The 17,522-nt window shown below is 44.4% G+C and carries 17 protein-coding genes; 11 read left to right on the top strand and 6 right to left on the bottom strand.

Going from position 1 to position 17,522, the window contains the following annotated elements:
* The first annotated feature begins 132 nt into the window (after nucleotides 1–132).
* The 5 genes from AC2TF5_RS25505 (at nucleotide 133) to AC2TF5_RS25485 (ending at nucleotide 2,793) form a co-directional block, all read left to right on the top strand.
* Nucleotides 133–597 carry a pyridoxamine 5'-phosphate oxidase family protein gene (locus AC2TF5_RS25505; RefSeq protein WP_491299874.1) on the top strand — a complete coding sequence of 155 codons (465 nt, stop codon included), beginning with the start codon at nucleotides 133–135 and terminating at the stop codon, nucleotides 595–597.
* Between the two features lie 303 nt (nucleotides 598–900).
* Nucleotides 901–1,101 carry a cold-shock protein CspD gene (cspD, locus tag AC2TF5_RS25500; protein ID WP_006207896.1) on the top strand — a complete coding sequence of 67 codons (201 nt, stop codon included), beginning with the start codon at nucleotides 901–903 and terminating at the stop codon, nucleotides 1,099–1,101.
* A gap of 84 nt (nucleotides 1,102–1,185) precedes the next feature.
* Nucleotides 1,186–1,422: a cold-shock protein gene (locus AC2TF5_RS25495; protein WP_208916110.1), complete on the top strand. Its 237-nt coding sequence runs from the start codon at nucleotides 1,186–1,188 to the stop codon at nucleotides 1,420–1,422.
* Nucleotides 1,423–1,601: 179 nt separating this feature from the next.
* Nucleotides 1,602–1,778 (top strand): hypothetical protein, encoded by a 177-nt coding sequence (locus AC2TF5_RS25490; RefSeq protein ID WP_491299873.1) that lies wholly within the window; start codon nucleotides 1,602–1,604, stop codon nucleotides 1,776–1,778.
* A gap of 226 nt (nucleotides 1,779–2,004) precedes the next feature.
* Nucleotides 2,005–2,793 (top strand): formate/nitrite transporter family protein, encoded by a 789-nt coding sequence (locus AC2TF5_RS25485; protein WP_491299872.1) that lies wholly within the window; start codon nucleotides 2,005–2,007, stop codon nucleotides 2,791–2,793.
* Between the two features lie 370 nt (nucleotides 2,794–3,163).
* Here AC2TF5_RS25485 and AC2TF5_RS25480 read toward each other — a convergent pair whose 3' ends face one another.
* The 4 genes from AC2TF5_RS25480 to AC2TF5_RS25465 all read right to left on the bottom strand — a co-directional run bounded on the left by AC2TF5_RS25480 (nucleotide 3,164) and on the right by AC2TF5_RS25465 (nucleotide 7,146).
* Complete coding sequence (locus AC2TF5_RS25480; RefSeq protein WP_491299871.1) at nucleotides 3,164–3,718, bottom strand: HAAS signaling domain-containing protein; 555 nt, start codon at nucleotides 3,716–3,718, stop codon at nucleotides 3,164–3,166.
* Nucleotides 3,711–4,055: a PadR family transcriptional regulator gene (locus AC2TF5_RS25475; protein WP_491299870.1), complete on the bottom strand. Its 345-nt coding sequence runs from the start codon at nucleotides 4,053–4,055 to the stop codon at nucleotides 3,711–3,713. Before AC2TF5_RS25475 ends, AC2TF5_RS25480 begins: the two co-directional genes overlap by 8 nt.
* Nucleotides 4,056–4,358: 303 nt before the next feature.
* Nucleotides 4,359–5,528: a serine hydrolase domain-containing protein gene (locus AC2TF5_RS25470; RefSeq protein ID WP_491299869.1), complete on the bottom strand. Its 1,170-nt coding sequence runs from the start codon at nucleotides 5,526–5,528 to the stop codon at nucleotides 4,359–4,361.
* Between the two features lie 754 nt (nucleotides 5,529–6,282).
* Nucleotides 6,283–7,146: a helix-turn-helix transcriptional regulator gene (locus tag AC2TF5_RS25465; protein ID WP_491299868.1), complete on the bottom strand. Its 864-nt coding sequence runs from the start codon at nucleotides 7,144–7,146 to the stop codon at nucleotides 6,283–6,285.
* A 154-nt stretch (nucleotides 7,147–7,300) separates the two neighbouring features.
* Here AC2TF5_RS25465 and AC2TF5_RS25460 point away from each other — a divergent pair, with 154 nt between their 5' ends.
* From AC2TF5_RS25460 to AC2TF5_RS25440, 5 genes are all read left to right on the top strand, one after another.
* On the top strand, nucleotides 7,301–8,695 hold the full coding sequence (locus AC2TF5_RS25460; protein ID WP_491299867.1) for an MATE family efflux transporter: 1,395 nt from the start codon (nucleotides 7,301–7,303) through the stop codon (nucleotides 8,693–8,695).
* Between the two features lie 250 nt (nucleotides 8,696–8,945).
* Nucleotides 8,946–9,551 (top strand): nitroreductase family protein, encoded by a 606-nt coding sequence (locus tag AC2TF5_RS25455; RefSeq protein WP_491299866.1) that lies wholly within the window; start codon nucleotides 8,946–8,948, stop codon nucleotides 9,549–9,551.
* 122 nt (nucleotides 9,552–9,673) lie between these two features.
* On the top strand, nucleotides 9,674–10,039 hold the full coding sequence (locus tag AC2TF5_RS25450) for a hypothetical protein (RefSeq protein WP_491299865.1): 366 nt from the start codon (nucleotides 9,674–9,676) through the stop codon (nucleotides 10,037–10,039).
* Nucleotides 10,040–10,208: 169 nt separating this feature from the next.
* Nucleotides 10,209–12,284: a serine hydrolase domain-containing protein gene (locus tag AC2TF5_RS25445; protein ID WP_491299864.1), complete on the top strand. Its 2,076-nt coding sequence runs from the start codon at nucleotides 10,209–10,211 to the stop codon at nucleotides 12,282–12,284.
* 291 nt (nucleotides 12,285–12,575) lie between these two features.
* A complete protein-coding gene (locus AC2TF5_RS25440) occupies nucleotides 12,576–13,742 on the top strand; it encodes an acyltransferase (RefSeq protein ID WP_491299863.1) in 1,167 nt (388 codons plus the stop codon).
* A gap of 76 nt (nucleotides 13,743–13,818) precedes the next feature.
* Here AC2TF5_RS25440 and AC2TF5_RS25435 read toward each other — a convergent pair whose 3' ends face one another.
* Nucleotides 13,819–14,796: a ring-cleaving dioxygenase gene (locus tag AC2TF5_RS25435; RefSeq protein WP_491299862.1), complete on the bottom strand. Its 978-nt coding sequence runs from the start codon at nucleotides 14,794–14,796 to the stop codon at nucleotides 13,819–13,821.
* Between the two features lie 223 nt (nucleotides 14,797–15,019).
* Here AC2TF5_RS25435 and AC2TF5_RS25430 point away from each other — a divergent pair, with 223 nt between their 5' ends.
* Nucleotides 15,020–15,859, top strand: coding sequence for an aldo/keto reductase (locus AC2TF5_RS25430; RefSeq protein WP_491299861.1), 840 nt, complete (start codon nucleotides 15,020–15,022; stop codon nucleotides 15,857–15,859).
* A gap of 80 nt (nucleotides 15,860–15,939) precedes the next feature.
* Here AC2TF5_RS25430 and AC2TF5_RS25425 read toward each other — a convergent pair whose 3' ends face one another.
* Entirely contained in the window at nucleotides 15,940–17,460 is a 1,521-nt protein-coding gene (locus AC2TF5_RS25425; protein WP_491299860.1) for an MDR family MFS transporter, read from the bottom strand.
* Nucleotides 17,461–17,522: the final 62 nt, after the last annotated feature.

The raw sequence follows: 17,522 nt of genomic DNA, 5'->3' as shown, positions 1-17,522 counted from the left end.
ATAATAATAGAGACTATTCTATTAAAGGTCGGGGATAAGAAGGCTTGCCAACGATGCTCGCTACGGCGGGCCCTGGAGTATTCGGTATTGAATTGGCGAACGCTTAACCATACGAAGAAAGGGAGATGCTGGATGGGTGAACAGAACGAGATATCTTCTTCATTGTACGAGCTCTTGAACGGGGGGAATCTGGAGGGCAAGCAGCATGTGGCCATGATGCTTCTGACGGTAACCGAAGATGAGTGGCCTCATACCGCAATGGTCAGTGTTGGGGAAGTTATTGCTTTGGATACAAAAAGTCTTCGGCTGGCGCTATGGCCGGGTACGATTACGGCTGGGAACATCGTCCGTAGCGGACAGGCCACGCTTGTTGCCATTCATGACGGTGTTGCCCATTACGTACGGCTCAGGCTGTCTCGTTTATCAGAGCTTCCCCATGCCCGTTATCCGCGTGAACGTTTTGCTGCGAAGGTCGTCGCGGTGCGGGAGGATACTGCCAAATATGCGGACATTAACTCTGGTGTGACCATTACATTGAAAGATCCCGCTGATGTGCTTAAACGCTGGCGAGAGACGATTCTCGAACTGCAGGAATAACAGACGGACACCATATGGTGTATGACAGACCTTCGGATAATTTTCGAAGGTTTGTTATATTTTTCTCGCTTTTTGCATAGTATAATAATAAAGATTTCTTCCAAAAAAAATTCTTAAAAAACATAATTTCAACATTTGCCAACGTACTCTAAATGTGATAATATAGGAATATCGAAATCGACCTGAATTCACATATTGTAGAGGGTTGTATTTTCAGGGTAACCCTGTACAATATGTGAATTTTTTTATTCGTCTACGAAGTAAAAAAAGGTCATGTAAATAATCTTCAAGGAGGTACACCTCATGCAAACAGGAACTGTTAAATGGTTTAATGCAGAAAAAGGCTTCGGTTTTATCGAAGTTGAAGGCGGAAACGATGTATTCGTTCACTTCAGCGCGATCCAAGGCGATGGCTTCAAAACATTGGACGAAGGACAACGCGTAGAATTCAACATCGTTGAAGGAAACCGTGGACCACAAGCTGAAAACGTTGTAAAACTGTAAGACCAAAAGGCTGGCTGCCCTTAATGTGTGACATTAAGGGCAGTTTTGTTTTATATTCTGCGACGAGGACAAGGAGGAGTGTTCATGTATTCGCGTAAAAACGCTATGGAAAGCATACCGGAGGAAATGACCGAAGTATGGTCATGTACGAAGGATGATTGTAAGGGTTGGATTCGGGATGATTTCGCATTTGAGACAGAGCCGGTTTGTCTGCTGTGTCAATCTCCTATGGTCAAGGAAACGAAAATGCTGCCCTTGCTCGTCAATACGAATAAGAAGCAAAAATCCCTTAGCAAGGGGATCCTGATCGATCGGAAGTAGCGGCTAAGAACCAGAGAAAGCGATTGGTACGGTCGGTATCTTTTCGAAAATGTACGAACTTCCGCAATGCCTAACCGTTATCCGTTAAAAATTTTGGTTAGTTATATATGTTCCCATCTTTGACTCAGGGCCATATAGAATTTGCGGGAAGCGCATAAATTCCAAAGGAGTGAACCGTATTGAATACGCAAAACGAGGTACTGAAACGCAACATTGACAACATGATTATTCAAGAGAATCAGGAAGGCTTGAATGTCCAGGAGAAGTTCATCATGCATAAGCTGATGAGGGAGAAATATCAACTGGAGCATGAGAGTAAGCTAGAGAACAGTGAAGGCGATAACGATAACAAGTAAGGATTTCTCTAAATCCGGTAACCAATGACTGTTTCATATAAAAGGCGTGAACAAGCGGATGCTCATCCGCGGTTCGCGCCTTTTTTTGTTATTCATTTTGGTTGGTGCAATCGATTTTTGTGTCAAATATAATATTGCTCTTCCCATCAGAGGGTAAAACATGTAATCTATGAAAATGCACCCATTATAAATCATATTATGATCTGCTGGCAAAGGAAGTGTATTCATGGAAGTTCAATCTCTGCTCCAGGTGGAGAAACTCGCTCTGAAGAAGATGAAAATATTCAAGCAAAGCAGGCTGCGTTACCTAGCACGATCGGCGCTGGCCAGTATGTTTATCGGATTTGGTGTCATCGTGGCCTTCAAGACAGGAAGTTTTTTTTATAATGATCATTCACCGATGACATACCCGATGGCCGCTCTCACCTTCGGTGCAGCCATTATTCTGATTTCCTACGGAGGCGGTGACCTGTTTACAGGTAACACCTTTTATTATTCGTATGCGGCTCTTCGGAAAAAACTGAAATGGCTGCAGGTGCTTAAGCTATGGGGGACAAGTTACATTGGTAACATTATCGGGGCCGCTGCATTCGCTCTGTTGATTTATCTGACAGGCCTGTTTGCGGAACCGTCCGTCAACGAATTCCTACTTGGTGTTGTGGATAAGAAGATGAATGCCCCGGTGACAGAGCTGTTCTTCCGGGCGATTTTGTGTAACTGGTTAGTCTGTCTAGCCTTCTTCATTCCGATGGGATTGAAAGGGGATGGGGCTAAGCTGTTTGCCATGATGTTGTTTGTATTCTGCTTCTTTATTTCTGGCTACGAGCACAGTATCGCTAACATGTGCACATTTGCGATTGCGTTGGTGGTGGAGCATCCCGATACGATATCGATGTCAGGTGTATGGTATAACCTTGTACCTGTAACCATCGGCAATATGATCGGAGGGTGCGTGTTTATGGCGTTTATGTACCACTATGTCAACAAACCGTTTATGGATGAGTATCAAGAATAAGGGATTAACCATATAACCGTCGAAAAGACACCCCGTTGTCTCCTAACCTAGTTATGGAGATGAACGAGGTGTCTTTTGGTTATACCGAGGTTTTTTTGGGATATATGAATTTTGTTCTAGAGGATATAAGTGCAGATAAAATGGCTGGAATATCTGGTATTTATTTAAGTGTTGTTGAAGTTTTTTGTTTTCTAAGATCGGATTATCAAAAACCATCATTGCTACTTTGGGCCATTGTATATCAATGTCGGCCAGCAAACTGCTCCTTGGTATGTTTAAGCTATCGTTTCCCGTTAGCTCAATGATCCGGATTTCGATAGGAATGTCCGGTTGGTCGATGAATGACCGCCGCGCCCCGTTCTTGATATTATTACACTGTTTTCTTTTTCGGACTAATTGCGCGTATATATTTAATTGTAAGCTTCCATAAAGTTTTCCCGAGCCAAAACATTAACACACCAATCACAATAGAAATGGGCAAGAACTGCATTGGGCTTGGTGTAAATGTTCCTATTTCGATTGTTATTCCGGCAATATCATATCCCATAAGATATCCGACAAATTTAATAATTCCGCCTATCGGCGTAATAATTCCACCAATCATTAAAGCAATGGAAAGAGTACTGATGAATGGCAAAAGTAACATACCACTGACGCCTGCAAAGCTGCTACAAAATGCAAATATTGCGCCGAATTTACTCCAACTAAATTTATTGTTCTTTGAAATGGCTTCACCTAAGTATGCTTTCGCTAATTCTTTTGGGTTTCCTAACCGTTCGGTGATTTGCTCAGAAGAAAAACCATTATTTTGAAATTCAAGCATTACGCTTTTGATTTCTTTTACAATGTCGATACGCTCGGAATCGGACATAGATTTCAAATACTTTTCAATTTTTACAAGATAGTCATTCATAATTCTATCCATAATTTAACTCTCCTTTAATTTCTGATATAGCTGTTAATAAATTATCCCATTCTAAGGACATCGCGTTTAAGTATTCGTTTCCTTTTTCTGTAAGGGTATAATATTTTCTCGGTGGCAAGCCCTCTGTACTTTCTTGCCAAGATGAAGAAATATATTCTTCTTTCAATAATCTTCTAAGCAGTGGATAAATTGTATTTTCTTTTGCAGCAACAATAGGATACTGCTCTAACTTACTTATGATTTCATACCCATAATGTGGTCGTTGCTTTATTAGCAATAGAATACAAAAATCGAGTGTTCCTCGCTTAATTTGTGATTTCCAATCTTCTACATTCATGTATTGTACCTCCTGCATATATATCGTACAACACAGTACTGTGTTAATCAACAGTAAATTCAGTACCAACAACCGCCGAACGCAAACAGAAACAGCAGTCAATGTTACGCAATAGAGGTACAAAAACCCCTTTTCTAAGCGCGTTTTGAGAGGGGCAAGGCTTAAAAAGTTGCTGTTGTAATTCCAAAAAGCCCCAAATTTATTTTTAAAAGTAAGTTGGGGCTTGTGAACCAGAAAAAGGTATATTTTCAACTATAAAAACTATGACAAAATTTATCCGTATTTTCCGTTTTTCCTTTTTACCTACTTACTAAATTCAGCAAGTAAAATATTTTTAAAAGGATTAGGACTGTTATCTCTACCCAAACTGTTCAAACTGACGACCAACGTATGTTTGCCTCCAAATGTACCTCCAGCAATCGTAGAAAACCCTAGAATACCACCTGTGTGTCCCCATATCGAGACACCGTTTGGAAGCTTAGTTTCAAAGATTCCAAGACCATATCCATCGATTCCTGCTCTTCCTGTAGGTACTGTAGTAAGCATTTTTTTTAGTTGCTCTTCCTTCAGTAATTTGCCACCGAGCAAGGAAGAGAAGAATTTATTTAAGTCGTCAGCAGTAGAAATCATATCTCCAGCCGAGCTACCCGCACTTGGGTTGTAATAAGTAACGTCTTTTATCTCACTTGCTTCGTCTGGTTGGGAATATCCCCGAGCATGCTTGGTGCCTGGAATAACGCTTGAATTGCCAGGTAGGAATGTATCCGACAATTCAAGCGGTTCAATAATCCGATTTTCAATCTCTTCCGCGTAGCTGTTTCCGGTCACTTTTTCAATAAGAATACCCAGTAATACGTATCCTGTGTTTGAATAAGACCAGCCCTTTCCTGGGGCAAAGTCAGGGGGCAGGGAAATTCCCATCTTCACTATTTCTTCAGCCGTAAACGATTTTTTTGTATCCATAAAATCAGCGTCTTTTGACCTTGAGTATTCAGCGATACCACTTGTATGGTTCAATATCTGCCGGATAGTAATTTGTTTACCATTATATCCGTTTCCCTGAATGACACCAGGCAACCATTTTTCGATGGAGTCGTCTAGATTCAAGCGGTTCTCTCCAGCTAATTGAAGTATAACCGTTGCGGTGAACGTCTTCGTCACGCTGCCAATGCGAAAGCGAAAATCTGTTTCCATTGGTTTCTGGGTGCTCAGATTCGCTACTCCAGTGGCATAACCCCACGTTTTTCCACCCTCAGAACTTTTAGCAAGTATCCCCGGGAATCCAAGTTGCAATGTATCCCGCATTGCTTGCTTGACGGAATTATGATCTCGTAGAGTGACTGGTTGTAACGAACTAGAGACATTTTGAGTGGGCTCTGCTTTTACAATTGAGGCTGGCGATGCGTATAGCAGGGAACTTCCAGTTATTAAAAGGGCCAGACTTGCAAATGTAATTTGACTACGTATTTTCATAAGGCATTCCTCTTCTCTATTAATATTGTAAGTTTGTAATCATCATCATAATTGTTGTTTTACCAACGCCATTCTTTCCTAACAAGCGGTAAATTCCTCTTTTTTTCGCATCCCACAATTTAATTCTTTTCTTTAAAATACTCTGTTAACTGGTTTGTTTTTCATATATTCGTCATATCTATTCCGCCTTTCACAGCTACCTCCTGCATATACATCGTACAACACAGTACCTATGCATCGTACAACACAGTACCTCAATTATCAATAGTACATCAGTGTTTTTTTATTCAACGAGAGATATTTTGAAAGAAATTCAGTATCAACAACCGCCGAGCGTAAGCAGAAACAGCGGGATATTACGCAATAGGGGTGCATATGCCCTTGTATAGTGCTGGTTTCCGGGCGCGTTTTGAGAGGAGCAGGGTTTATACCTTTTCCCTCAAAATCATCATTCTGCTGCGTGGCACACCTATAGTAAAAATGGGGTGTGATTGGTCTATGAATGACCGCCGCGCCCCGTTCTTTTTTTATGCTTATCGTTCAGTTTCCTTTTGCCGTTCGGCTTCTCTTGGCTGTCGCAAAATCCCCAAAAAAGCCGCATTTTATGCGGCTTTCAAAGTCTATATGTTCTTGTCATCTGACTGTAGACGTTTTTCTTAAGGAGATAGTTGAATGTCTGTTCTTTTACAATCAGGCTCTATTGAGCCGTTTCGAGCGAAGAGAGCGATGACTTCTGGATGGATTGCAAGATGAATTAAGAAAAACGCTGACGGTATTTTCGTGGAGAGATTCCTTCCTGCTTGGCGAAGCAAGAGGTGAAATAGGCTGCGTGGTTAAAGCCGACATCTTCTGCAATCCGGCTTACCGTCTGGTCGGTCTGAAGCAGCAGCAGCTTAGCCTGCTCAATCCGGTAGCGGAGCAAATACTCCACAGGAGAGCAACCGAACTCTTTTTGCATACAGCGAGCGATATACACGGGATGGAAGTTAATGCTATCCCCGAGCGTTTGAGCTTTAAATTCTTCTCGATAATGCTCCCGCAAAAATGCGGCTGCCTGTTCTGCGCATGATGAGGAGGGGGAGGAAACCGGCGTGTCGAGAGCCGCGGCAAGCTGCTCAAATAACTCCTGAAATAGCAGCTGTTGTCTCCATAGTGACTGAGTGCGGTGGCCGTGTTGGACAAGAGAAGCAAGAGAATCCAGCAGTTCAAAAGCTTTCTGTGGTTGTGGCAAAGTGCCAAACTGAGGGACCTTGACCGTAAAGTAGTTGGGGGAAAAGGGCTGGAGCTCCAGTGACTCATCCTTCTTGGGAACCGAGTCATGCTCATCCGAGATCCATCCGCCGGATGTTTGGAAATGCAGCCAATAGTGGATCGTATTCTCAGTACACCCTTGTGTCGGAAAATGGTGGGTATCTGGCCGTAAAATAAGAAATGATCCAGCGTCAATATCGAACGGGCGCCCATTCTCTGTGACGTATAAGCAACCTTTTCGCACGACAAGCAGATCAAATACACCGATGTTTCGCCTGTTGGGATGCCGGTCACCTTCCGTAGCTTCATACACCCCGCTGATAATGTATTCAGGCAGTGGAGGAACGGTAAAGTGAAGAATAGTCATCTGAGGACTTCCTCTCCAATTTTGAAGTTTGAATTTTATAAGTTTACGTTCATAAAGTGATATCCTTAAATCAGTATATCATCTATAATTAGAAGCTGTCATAAGTGATTGTGCTGAACATCTGTTCAGCTCGTCCATAAAGTTGGAGGTTTAAATGTTGGATAAAGAAAAAAGTAAATTTGCATTATGGGTTTTGGTATGGCCGATCTTTATTGAGGTGTTTCTTCAATTTCTTCTCGGTGCGGTAGACACGCTGATGGTCAGCCGGATTTCGGATGATGCTGTCGCCGTGGTCGGATTTTCTAATCAGCTGTTTCAAGCGATGACAACTCTGTTCATGACGGTAGCAAGCGGGGCCGGCATTTTGATCGCGCAGAAACTGGGGTCCCGTAATAGTCTCGACGCTAGAAAAATCGGAATTATGGCTCTCAGTGTCAGCACGCTGATCGGTGTGGTACTTAGTGTCATTTTATATATGCTGCCTACGCAGATCGCTTCGGCGCTTCAGCTTCCAGATCGGCTGCTGCCGCTTGCCGGCACCTATATTTCCATTGTTGGTGGAGGTATGGTGCTGATTGCCATGATGTCCACGATGAGTACGGTCATCCGGAACACAGGCAACACGAAGGGACCGATGTATATCGCTATCGGGATGAATATTATTCACGTGTTCCTCAACTATGGCTTTATATTTGGTGCTTTCGGTCTGCCGCAGTGGGGACTAACCGGCGTGGCGATTTCAACGGTAGTTAGCCGGCTGCTCGCTGTATTGTTGCTCATGTTTATGTTCCTCCGCTCGTTCGAATACCGGATCCGCCTGCGTGAATTCCGTTTATTCGATAAACCGTTATTTAAGGAAATATTGAATATTGGCTGGCCCCTTGGCATTAATATGTCCTGCTGGGTATTCTCACAGCTGATTATATATACGTTCATTGCTACGATCGGGGCAACGGAGCTGGCAGCACGCACATATATGAACACACTGGAGTCCATGTGTTTCTTGCTCGGCATGTCTATCGCGATGGGCGCTCAGATCCAGATTGCGCATCTGTATGGAGCGGGGAGAACGAGGGAAGCGTACAAAGCAGCATATCGCGCCCTTGGAATCGGGAGTATTTTTGTCGGGGTGAACGCTTTACTCATCTACGTATTTGGTGCCCAAATTCTCGGATTATTTACTAAAGATTCCGAAATCATTACGATCGGTGTCTCATTGCTTGGATTGAATCTGATTCTGCAGCCAGGCAAGCTGCTGAACATGACTCTTGGGAACTCACTAAATGCGCTGGGTGATACCCGATTTACGATGTACATTTCACTCGGTTCGATGTGGTTGATCGCCACAGGTATGTCTTATGTGCTCGGCATTCATTACGGCTGGGGATTAGTCGGAATCTACTTATGTATGATTGCAGATGAATATGTGCGGGGGGTACTGTCGGTCTTCCGCTGGCGTGGTCAGAAGATGCTTCGGAAGGCTGAAATGGCACAGCGCTCCGATTCGCATACGGATGTGGGCGAGGCTGCTGTTCCTGTGAGCGTATAAGGTGATCGAGAGATTCAGATATGAAAAGAAAACAGACGTTTCCGGGCTGAACTGGCTGGTGAAGCGTCTGTTTTTTTGACATCCAAGTCTGCCGCATGCACGTTTGGAATGTGAGTTATATACAGCTGATACGGCGCCTATTTGTTTTTGCTCAGCTCGGCTATAGCTTATTGGGTGCTTGCAGACCTCTTTTTTGCTACAATGGGTCATAGAAGATGGAAAGTTTTAAGATTTTAGGAGGGGAATTGTGATGAATGTAGTTGAAGCAATCCGCACGCGCCGTAGCGTGGGTAAAGTAAAGCAGGACCCGATACCGCAGGAAAACATTGAACAAATTCTAGAAGCCGGAACATGGGCGCCCAACCATAAACATACGGAACCGTGGCGTTTTTTCGTGATGAGAGATGGAGGCCGTGAATTGCTTGGTAATGCTCTCGCTGATATTGCCCAGAGTAAGGCAGGTGAGAAGACGGAAGAGGAAGTGGCTGCCGCGCGGGAATCGGCGCTGAGTAAAGCGATGCGTTCACCGGTTGTCATCGGTGTAGCTGTGGTTCCTTCCGACGACCCTAAAGTCATTGAGCTTGAGGAGTATGGTGCTGTGTTTGCGGCAATTCAAAATATGCTGCTTCAGGCTCATGCCCTTGGTCTTGGTGCTGTATGGAGAACTGGCGATCCATGTTTCCATCCGTTGATGAATGAAGCGTTCGGCCTTCGGGAGAAAGATAAAATGCTAGGATTTATCTATCTGGGCGTTCCTGATATGGATGCAAAACCGGGTAAACGAGAGGACGCTGCAAGCAAGACGGTATGGGTGAATGAGCCGGTTGAACGCTTGAATGCGTCAAACCAATCCTAGAAAAACGAATATTTTCCCGGAACATCTATCTCGTTTTTGAAGTTTTCAGTATAATAGACCTATGTTTGTCGATTTATGACAGCCCTGAACGACCAGGTTATACATAGGAGGACTAGATTGACTTGAACTTTCAAAAATGGGACATGGGCAGTAAGATGATTTTTATTGCCACATGCGCCGCAATCATTTCGTTTTTCTTCAAATGGGTGGATATTGGGTTCGCTTCAGAGAACGGGTTTGGCCAAGGAGCGGTATTTTTCATTCTTTTGTTTCTTTATCCATTCCTGATGGTCATTCGTGAGAAGCGGATAATTAAGATGCTTGGATATACTATGGCCATAGCAGGTATCATACTTTCATATATTTATGTGCTGTCCAAAAGTGTTGATATCCTCGGGTCCAATTTCAATGCTGCTTCCAGCGGCCCATATTTGTTTATGGCAGCCTGCGGTTTGCTGTTATTGGGTGTACACAAACGTAGAAAATAGACAGTAAGATAAAAAGCTTATTCCAACTTGCAATTTGAGGAGGGATAAGCTTTTTTGCATGGGAAACCCAGGGGAATTTGTATATTTCAAACTATTCATTAAATATAATTGAACCATATCAATTGGTAAATCGTACTATATGTTAGATTCAAAATAAGGAGGAAGATCAATGAAGAAAAGGTTATCATGGTTGCTATCTGTCACACTCGTGCTGATGCTGCTCATTCCGACAGCGGCAATGGCATCCACTGGCAGTAATGTTGCAGTCTCGAACCAAGGACTGGAGAAGCTTGCTTCAGAGAAAGCGGCGCTGCTTACCGAAAAATATGGTACGGTAAGTGTCCAGTATGCGCTGATCGACAACGGCAAGATAACAGTGTCGGGTCAGGCTGGCCATAACGATATGGAAGGGAAGAAGCCGCTGACCAAAGACACGATGTATGGCATCGGATCGACGAGTAAAGTGTTTACGACCGCTGCCGTTATGAAATTGGTAGACGAAGGGAAGATCAATCTGGATACTCCCGTAGTCCAGTACATAGCTGACTTCAAAATGAAAGATGAACGATATAAGCAAATTACCCCACGCATGTTGTTGAACCATTCCTCAGGGTTGCAAGGGTCCAGCCTTGGAAGTGCCTTTTTATTTGAGGATAATGACAAGTATGCGCATGATACGCTGCTGCAACAATTATCCACCCAGAGCTTGAAGGCAGACCCAGGAGCATTTTCCGTCTATTGCAACGATGGATTTACGCTGGCTGAGATTCTTGTAGAGAGAGTAAGTGGTAAGGATTTTACTGCATTCATTCATCAAAATTTCACCAAACCATTAGAAATGAACCATACGAAGACATCGCAGGATGTATTGGAAGCAGACAAGATGGCTGGTCTTTATTATCCTACTTATGAAGGACAGCTTCCGAACGAGACTGTCAACGTGATTGGAACGGGAGGAATCTATTCCACTGCTGAGGATCTGGTTCGATTCTCGCAAATATTTACGGGGCAAGTAGACGGTATCCTTTCCGACAAGTCGGTACGCGCGATGGAGCAGGAAGAATATAAAAAGGGCCTGTGGCCGAAAGAAGCGGATAATTCGTTTGATTACGGGCTTGGGTGGGACAGTGTGAGACTGTTTCCGTTCAATGATTACGGAATGAAGGGTCTCGTCAAAGGCGGGGACACTATTTTGTATCATGCTTCTCTTGTCGTGCTTCCGGAGCAGGATATGGCTGCTGCCGTGCTATCATCGGGCGGTTCCAGCTCAACGAATGAGTTGCTTGCGAACGAGCTGTTACTACAAGCGATGAAAGAAAAGGGTACAATCAAAGAGATCAAGGCGGAGAAGTCGTTCGGTAAGCCAGTCAAGGCTACTATGCCTGAAGACGTCATGAAACACGCTGGTTATTATGGTGCTTCAAATCAACAGCTCAAGGTTACGGTCAATAAGAATGGAGAACTGTCCTTATCTAATCCGCTCGTACCAAACACTCCGGAACAGAAGTTTGTATATACTTCAGACGGGAGCTTTGTCAACGAGGATGGTGGCTCAAAACTCAGCTTCGTGACGGAGAAGAATGGACGCACCTACTTATGGGCTAGAGAATATTTGACTGTTCCGGGTCTCGGACAAATGGCTTTGTCACACTATACGGCCGAGAAGCTGGAAGATTATACGTTATCTCAAGAGACTGCTGAAGCTTGGGCGAAGCGGGAAGGCAAAACGTATTATCCTGTGAACGAGAAATATACTTCTCTCATGTATCTCATTATGAAGCCTACATTGCAGATTGACCGCACGGACGCTCTCCCGGGTTATCTGCTCGACAAGAAAATTACAAGCCCTATTACAGCAGCGAGCGAGCTTCAAATTCCGGCGATGGGTGGACGGGATATGTTTGAAATCCGTTTCGACACAAAGGATGGAGTCGAGTACCTTAATGCTTCCGGAAGCTTGTATGTAAGCGAGGAGCAAGTAAAGCCCCTTTATAAGGGGAAACAGTCTGCGGTCAAACTGAATGGTGATGGGCATGCCAAATGGTACACCGTCCCTGAAGTAGCTGTCGGTAAGACGATGACCGTTGAGATGCCGGCAAAAGGTGCTTTTGCGGTATATGATGAGCAGGGAGTATGTGTGAATTACACGGTTGTCAGTGGCAAAAACGAAGTGAAGCTGCCTAAGAATGGAACGATCGTATTTGCCGGTGCGGCAGGATCAACATTTGGCATTACTTTGAAGTAAATTCGTTGAATAATATATCTTTTATACTATAGTGTCATAGGCTCATTCCAACTTGCCATTTTGAGGAGGGATGAGCCGTTTTTCATTTTTGCATGCAGTTATTATAGAGGATAAGCATTTTTATGTCGTATCGGTAATAGTTGTAAGTAGCAAAATGAAATACAGTGTGATACGCTCTTTAAAAGCGTGGGAGATCGGTTCCTGTGCTTTTTTGTGTCGTTCATCGAAATAGTCTTAGACTTCATATATAGAGATATAGATGGATGGAAGCAGGGGAGGATTAAAGCAATAATGAGTAAAGGGACCATTAGAGAGAATCTATCAGAAATTCAGCTGGTTAGAGCTATGGCGATCATCGGCGTTCTGTCAGTGCACGCTACATCATTCGCAACAATTGCGATGAAGGAATCAAATTTTTATTTAGCGTACAATTTTTTTAACATTTTCATGAAGATAGGTACACCAGTATTTTTGTTCTTGAGCAGCTTCGTGTTGTTCTATAGTTATTATTCTCGTCCGCTCGACAAAAAGTTAATCGGTAACTTTTATAAAAAGAGATTACAATTTATTTTAGTTCCGTATGTATTGTTTTCGGTGTTTTACTTCTTAATATCACATTTTACGTATTATCGAGATCGTTCTCTGGAAGAGACTATTGAGAAGTTTGTGGTTCAGCTGTTTACCGGCAAAGCCCATACGCATTTGTACTTTATATTCATTAGTGTTCAATTTTATTTGATGTTTCCGTTATTTTTATGGCTATTCAAACGTAAGCCTAATCTTGCAAAATGGGCCATACCTGTAGGGTTTGTGATGCAATATGCCTTTATCATTCTGAATAAATATTATTTACTTACTGGAAGACCTAGTAGCTGGGCATTACATTATATGTCTTATTTTATGCTTGGGGCAGTTCTAGGAATCTATTATCCTAAGCTGAAGGTATGGTTCCAGATCCAAAAGGAAAATGTGACGGCAGCCCGCCTCACGGGTTGGATTATGTTGTGGGTGATATGGCTGTCAGCATCCCTTGGACATGTGTATATTTATCATACCGCCCGCTTGCATGGTGCAAAGTATGATTCTCTGCTGTACCACTTTCTCTGGAATATACAGACGATTACGGCTGGACTTGTGGCCATCCAGTTATCTCATATATTGCTCAGGCATGCATGGCCATGGCTAACGAGATTTATGACAAGGCTTGGAGAGCTGTCGTTCGGTATTTATCTTATTCATCCGTATTTTTTGTTTATATACCGGAGATTCCCGCCGGAGACAGGCTTCTCACCTCTCATTCATCTGTGGTACTTGGGAGGATTCGTGCTTGCCCTTGCAGCGTCATGGATTGTCGTCTCTTTGACCGTACGCTGGCTGCCGATGTCTTGGGTCGTATTTGGCAAAGTTCCTCCTGCGAAGCGGAAATCACGCGTACCTGAAACAGTAGTCTCTACTTAGCTTCTCAGAAAAATGCAAAAGCAGGTCACCCGAAGGGATCATGAAGTGTTCCTTGGGTGGCCTGTTTGACTAGGTTTTATTCCTTCACTAATGGTTTCGTGCTGCGTACCGTATTAATCGGACGCACCATGCTCTCAATCTCCTCCCGCTGCGGTTCCAGGAATGGTGGCAGGGATAATTTCTCACCAAGTGTTTCGTACGGCTCATCTCCCATAAACCCTGGTCCATCGGTAGCGAACTCAAACAATATTTGTGGCGCAACTCTTGAATACAACGATTCGAAGAAGTAGCGGTCTACATATCCTGAGTTACGAAGCTGGAAGCTGTCCAGACGATTAATCCATTCTTCTAGTACAGAACGGTCTTCCACGCGGAAGGCCGCATGATGAACAGTACCAAAGCCCTGCCGTGCCCTAGGAAGAACAGCATTATATTCAACGATGACCTGTGCCCCGTTGCCCCCTTCACCTACCTCGAACAGATGGAGGGAGCCCGCTTGGTCGATCTCGTTAAACAACAGCACCTTCTCCATGATCACTTTGAAGTTCTCAAAATTGGACACCCGTACGAAGATTGGGCCTAATCCCGTAATCGCATACTCTAAAGGCACCGGTCCATTCTGCCATGGCGTACCGGACGCTACACCTTCATTATGTTCATCCGAGATGAGCTGGTAATGCTGGTCATCGAAATCAACGAAGGACAGCGTCTTTTTCCCAAATAACTCTTTAATCCCATGGTGCTTAACATTTAGCCGGTCAAATCGCTTCACCCAATAATCCAATGCGGCATCACTTGGCACACGGAACGAAGTCTTGGATATCTCATCGGTACCATGCATCCCTTTCGGAATGCCCGGGAAGTCAAAAAACGTCATATCTGTACCTGCACTACCCTTATCATCGGCGAAGAACAAGTGATATGTCTGAATATCATCCTGGTTTACGGTCTTCTTGACCAGTCTCATGCCGAGAACATAAGTGAAAAATTCATAGTTTTTCTCCGCACTGCTGGTGATTGCTGTTACATGGTGTATTCCTTTTAATCCATTCATTGGTTAATCCTCCATATCCATTATTGATAAAGTGTTTGCGTGGTATCTGGAATTTATTATTTCTATATTAAATATCTTTAAGTTAAGATAATAATAACACGCTGATACATTGCCGTCAATCTTCAAGGTCTGATCAACATTGAGCCTCTTCGAAGGAATTGCTATACTATAACTACGGCCTGAAAAACCGTAAGGAGTTTACATAAGTTCAGGAGGGATTCGTATGACAAATCCGGCAAATCAAGCTTTTACCGATGGGCCTACGCTGCATGACGGCATCAAAATGCCTTGGCTGGGCCTCGGCGTATACAAGACCCAAGAAGGCGAAGAAGTCATTCAATCCGTGAAATCGGCCATTGCAGCCGGCTACCGCAGCATCGATACAGCGGCCATATATGGCAATGAGGAAGGCGTGGGACAAGCTATCAGCGAGTGTGGCGTGCCCCGTGAAGAGTTGTTTATTACAACGAAAGTATGGAATGAAGACCAAGGCTACGAGTCAACGCTTAAGGCGTTTGAAACAAGCCGCAAGAAGCTTGGACTCGACATGTTAGACCTGTACCTCGTTCACTGGCCTGGTAAAGATAAATATAAAGAAACGTGGAAGGCACTGATTCATCTGCAAAAAGAAGGTCTCGTACGCTCCATCGGCGTCAGCAACTTCCATATTCACCATCTGCGCGATATCATTGAAGATTCCGGTGTGGTGCCAACCGTTAACCAGGTGGAATTGCATCCCCTGAACAACCAGAAGGAACTGCTTCAATACGCGCGTGAGAACAACATCGTTCTGGAAGCATGGAGCCCATTGATGCAAGGTCATCTGGACCAGCCGGTTATTGCCCAAATTGCTGAGAAATACGGTAAAACGCCAGCGCAAGTTGTCCTTCGCTGGGATCTTCAGAATGGCATCATCGTTATTCCGAAGTCCGTGAAGGAGCATCGTATCCGTGAAAATGCTGATATTTTCGATTTCGAGCTGTCGGCTGAGGATATGTCAGCGATTGATGGTCTGAACGAGAACAAGCGCTTTGGTCCGAACCCGGATGAGTTCCTATTCTAGATCGTTTTAACTCAATTTAAAAAGGCAAGATCCCAGCACTCTGCTGAAGGATCTTGCCTTTTGTTGTATAACATAATTTCTTACTGCCCTTTAGCTAGCTCCGGAGTCTTCGCTTTCACGATAACCCGTTCATTGCTCATCATGAGTACAAAGGCAAAGGCCAGTACTGCCGGCACGAGAGCCCACGTAAATGATTGGGAGATGGAGTCAGCCAGTGATGAAATGGCATGCTCACGTACAGCAGGAGGCATTTTGTCCAAGACATCAGATGAAAGAGCGGCGTCTGCATCGAACGATACACCTGCGGGTGCGTTTCCACCAGACATTCCGGCTGCCAGCTTATCGGTGAATACGTTGCGCTGAATGATTCCGAAGATCGTAATGCCGACGGTCATCCCAAGAGAGCGAAGGAAGGAATTCGTCGACGTTGCCGCGCCTCTTTGGCGGACATCGAAATTATGAATGGAAGCCATGCTGAGTACCGAGAAAGAGAAGCCGACCCCGACTCCCGTAAGAACCATGAATAGGGTAAGCATCGTTCTGGACGTCTCCGGAGACAGCGTGCTTAAGCTGAAAATACCGGCAATGAAGCAAATGGAAGAGACAATCATAATATTGCGGAAGGACGTTTTGGTTGTCAACATCCCGCCAATCTGGCTCCCAAACACACTGCCGATCATCATTGGCATGAGGATCAGGCCAGAGTTCGTCGCTGTACCACCATAGACCCCAGACACAAAGATCGGGATATACACGGTGGCGACAATGAAAGCTGCGCCATAACATAACGCTACGGCACTGCTGGAGGCGAAGAGTCGTTTCTGGAACATTTTAAATGAAATAATCGGCTCTGCCGCCTTTGTCTCGGTAATCAGGAAAATGAAGAGCAGAACCAGGAATCCAACGAAGAGAGTAATAATCTGTGGTGAATCCCAAGCATAAGTTTTCCCGCCGAGCTCCAGGCCGAACATAAGACAGATGACGGCACCGACAAGGGTGGCCGCACCGATCCAGTCGATTTTTTGCTTCACAGGAGACAGTGTCTCTTTATAAGCGATAAGGATGAATATAAAGGAAACAATGCCAATCGGCAGATTGACGTAGAAAACCCATTCCCAGCCGATATTGTCTGTAATAAACGCGCCGAGCAGCGGACCCATAATGCTGGAAGTGCCGAATACTGCCCCGAGAAGACCGGTCATTTTACCCCGTTTCTCCGGTGGAAATAAATCGAATACGATGGTAAATGCAATTGGCATAAGTGCGCCGCCACCGATACCCTGAATGGCCCGGAAAATAATGAGCTGCAGCATGCTGTCAGCCATACCGCATAGCACGGAACCTCCCAGAAAGACGACCAGACCAAAAATGTAAAACCGTTTGCGGCCATACATATCTGAAAGTTTGCCGAAGATCGGTGTGCCTGCCATGACAGCAACCATATATGCCGAGGTTACCCACACAATCTGATCAAAACCACCGAGGTCTTTTACGATGGTGTACATGGCCGTAGCCACAATGGTGTTATCCATTGCCGACATGAGAATGCCGAGGAGCAGTCCGGCTACCACGAGCTTGATGTTACTTTTCTGAGCATTCATGAAATGGGAGCTCCTTTTCTATGTATGTTTTTGTATAAACAGTGGTTATATTTTAGCCTCTA

Source organism: Paenibacillus sp. JNUCC 34 (assembly GCF_058269055.1).
Note: the sequence above shows the minus strand (reverse complement) of the source record. Positions and strands in the feature narration are given on the sequence as shown.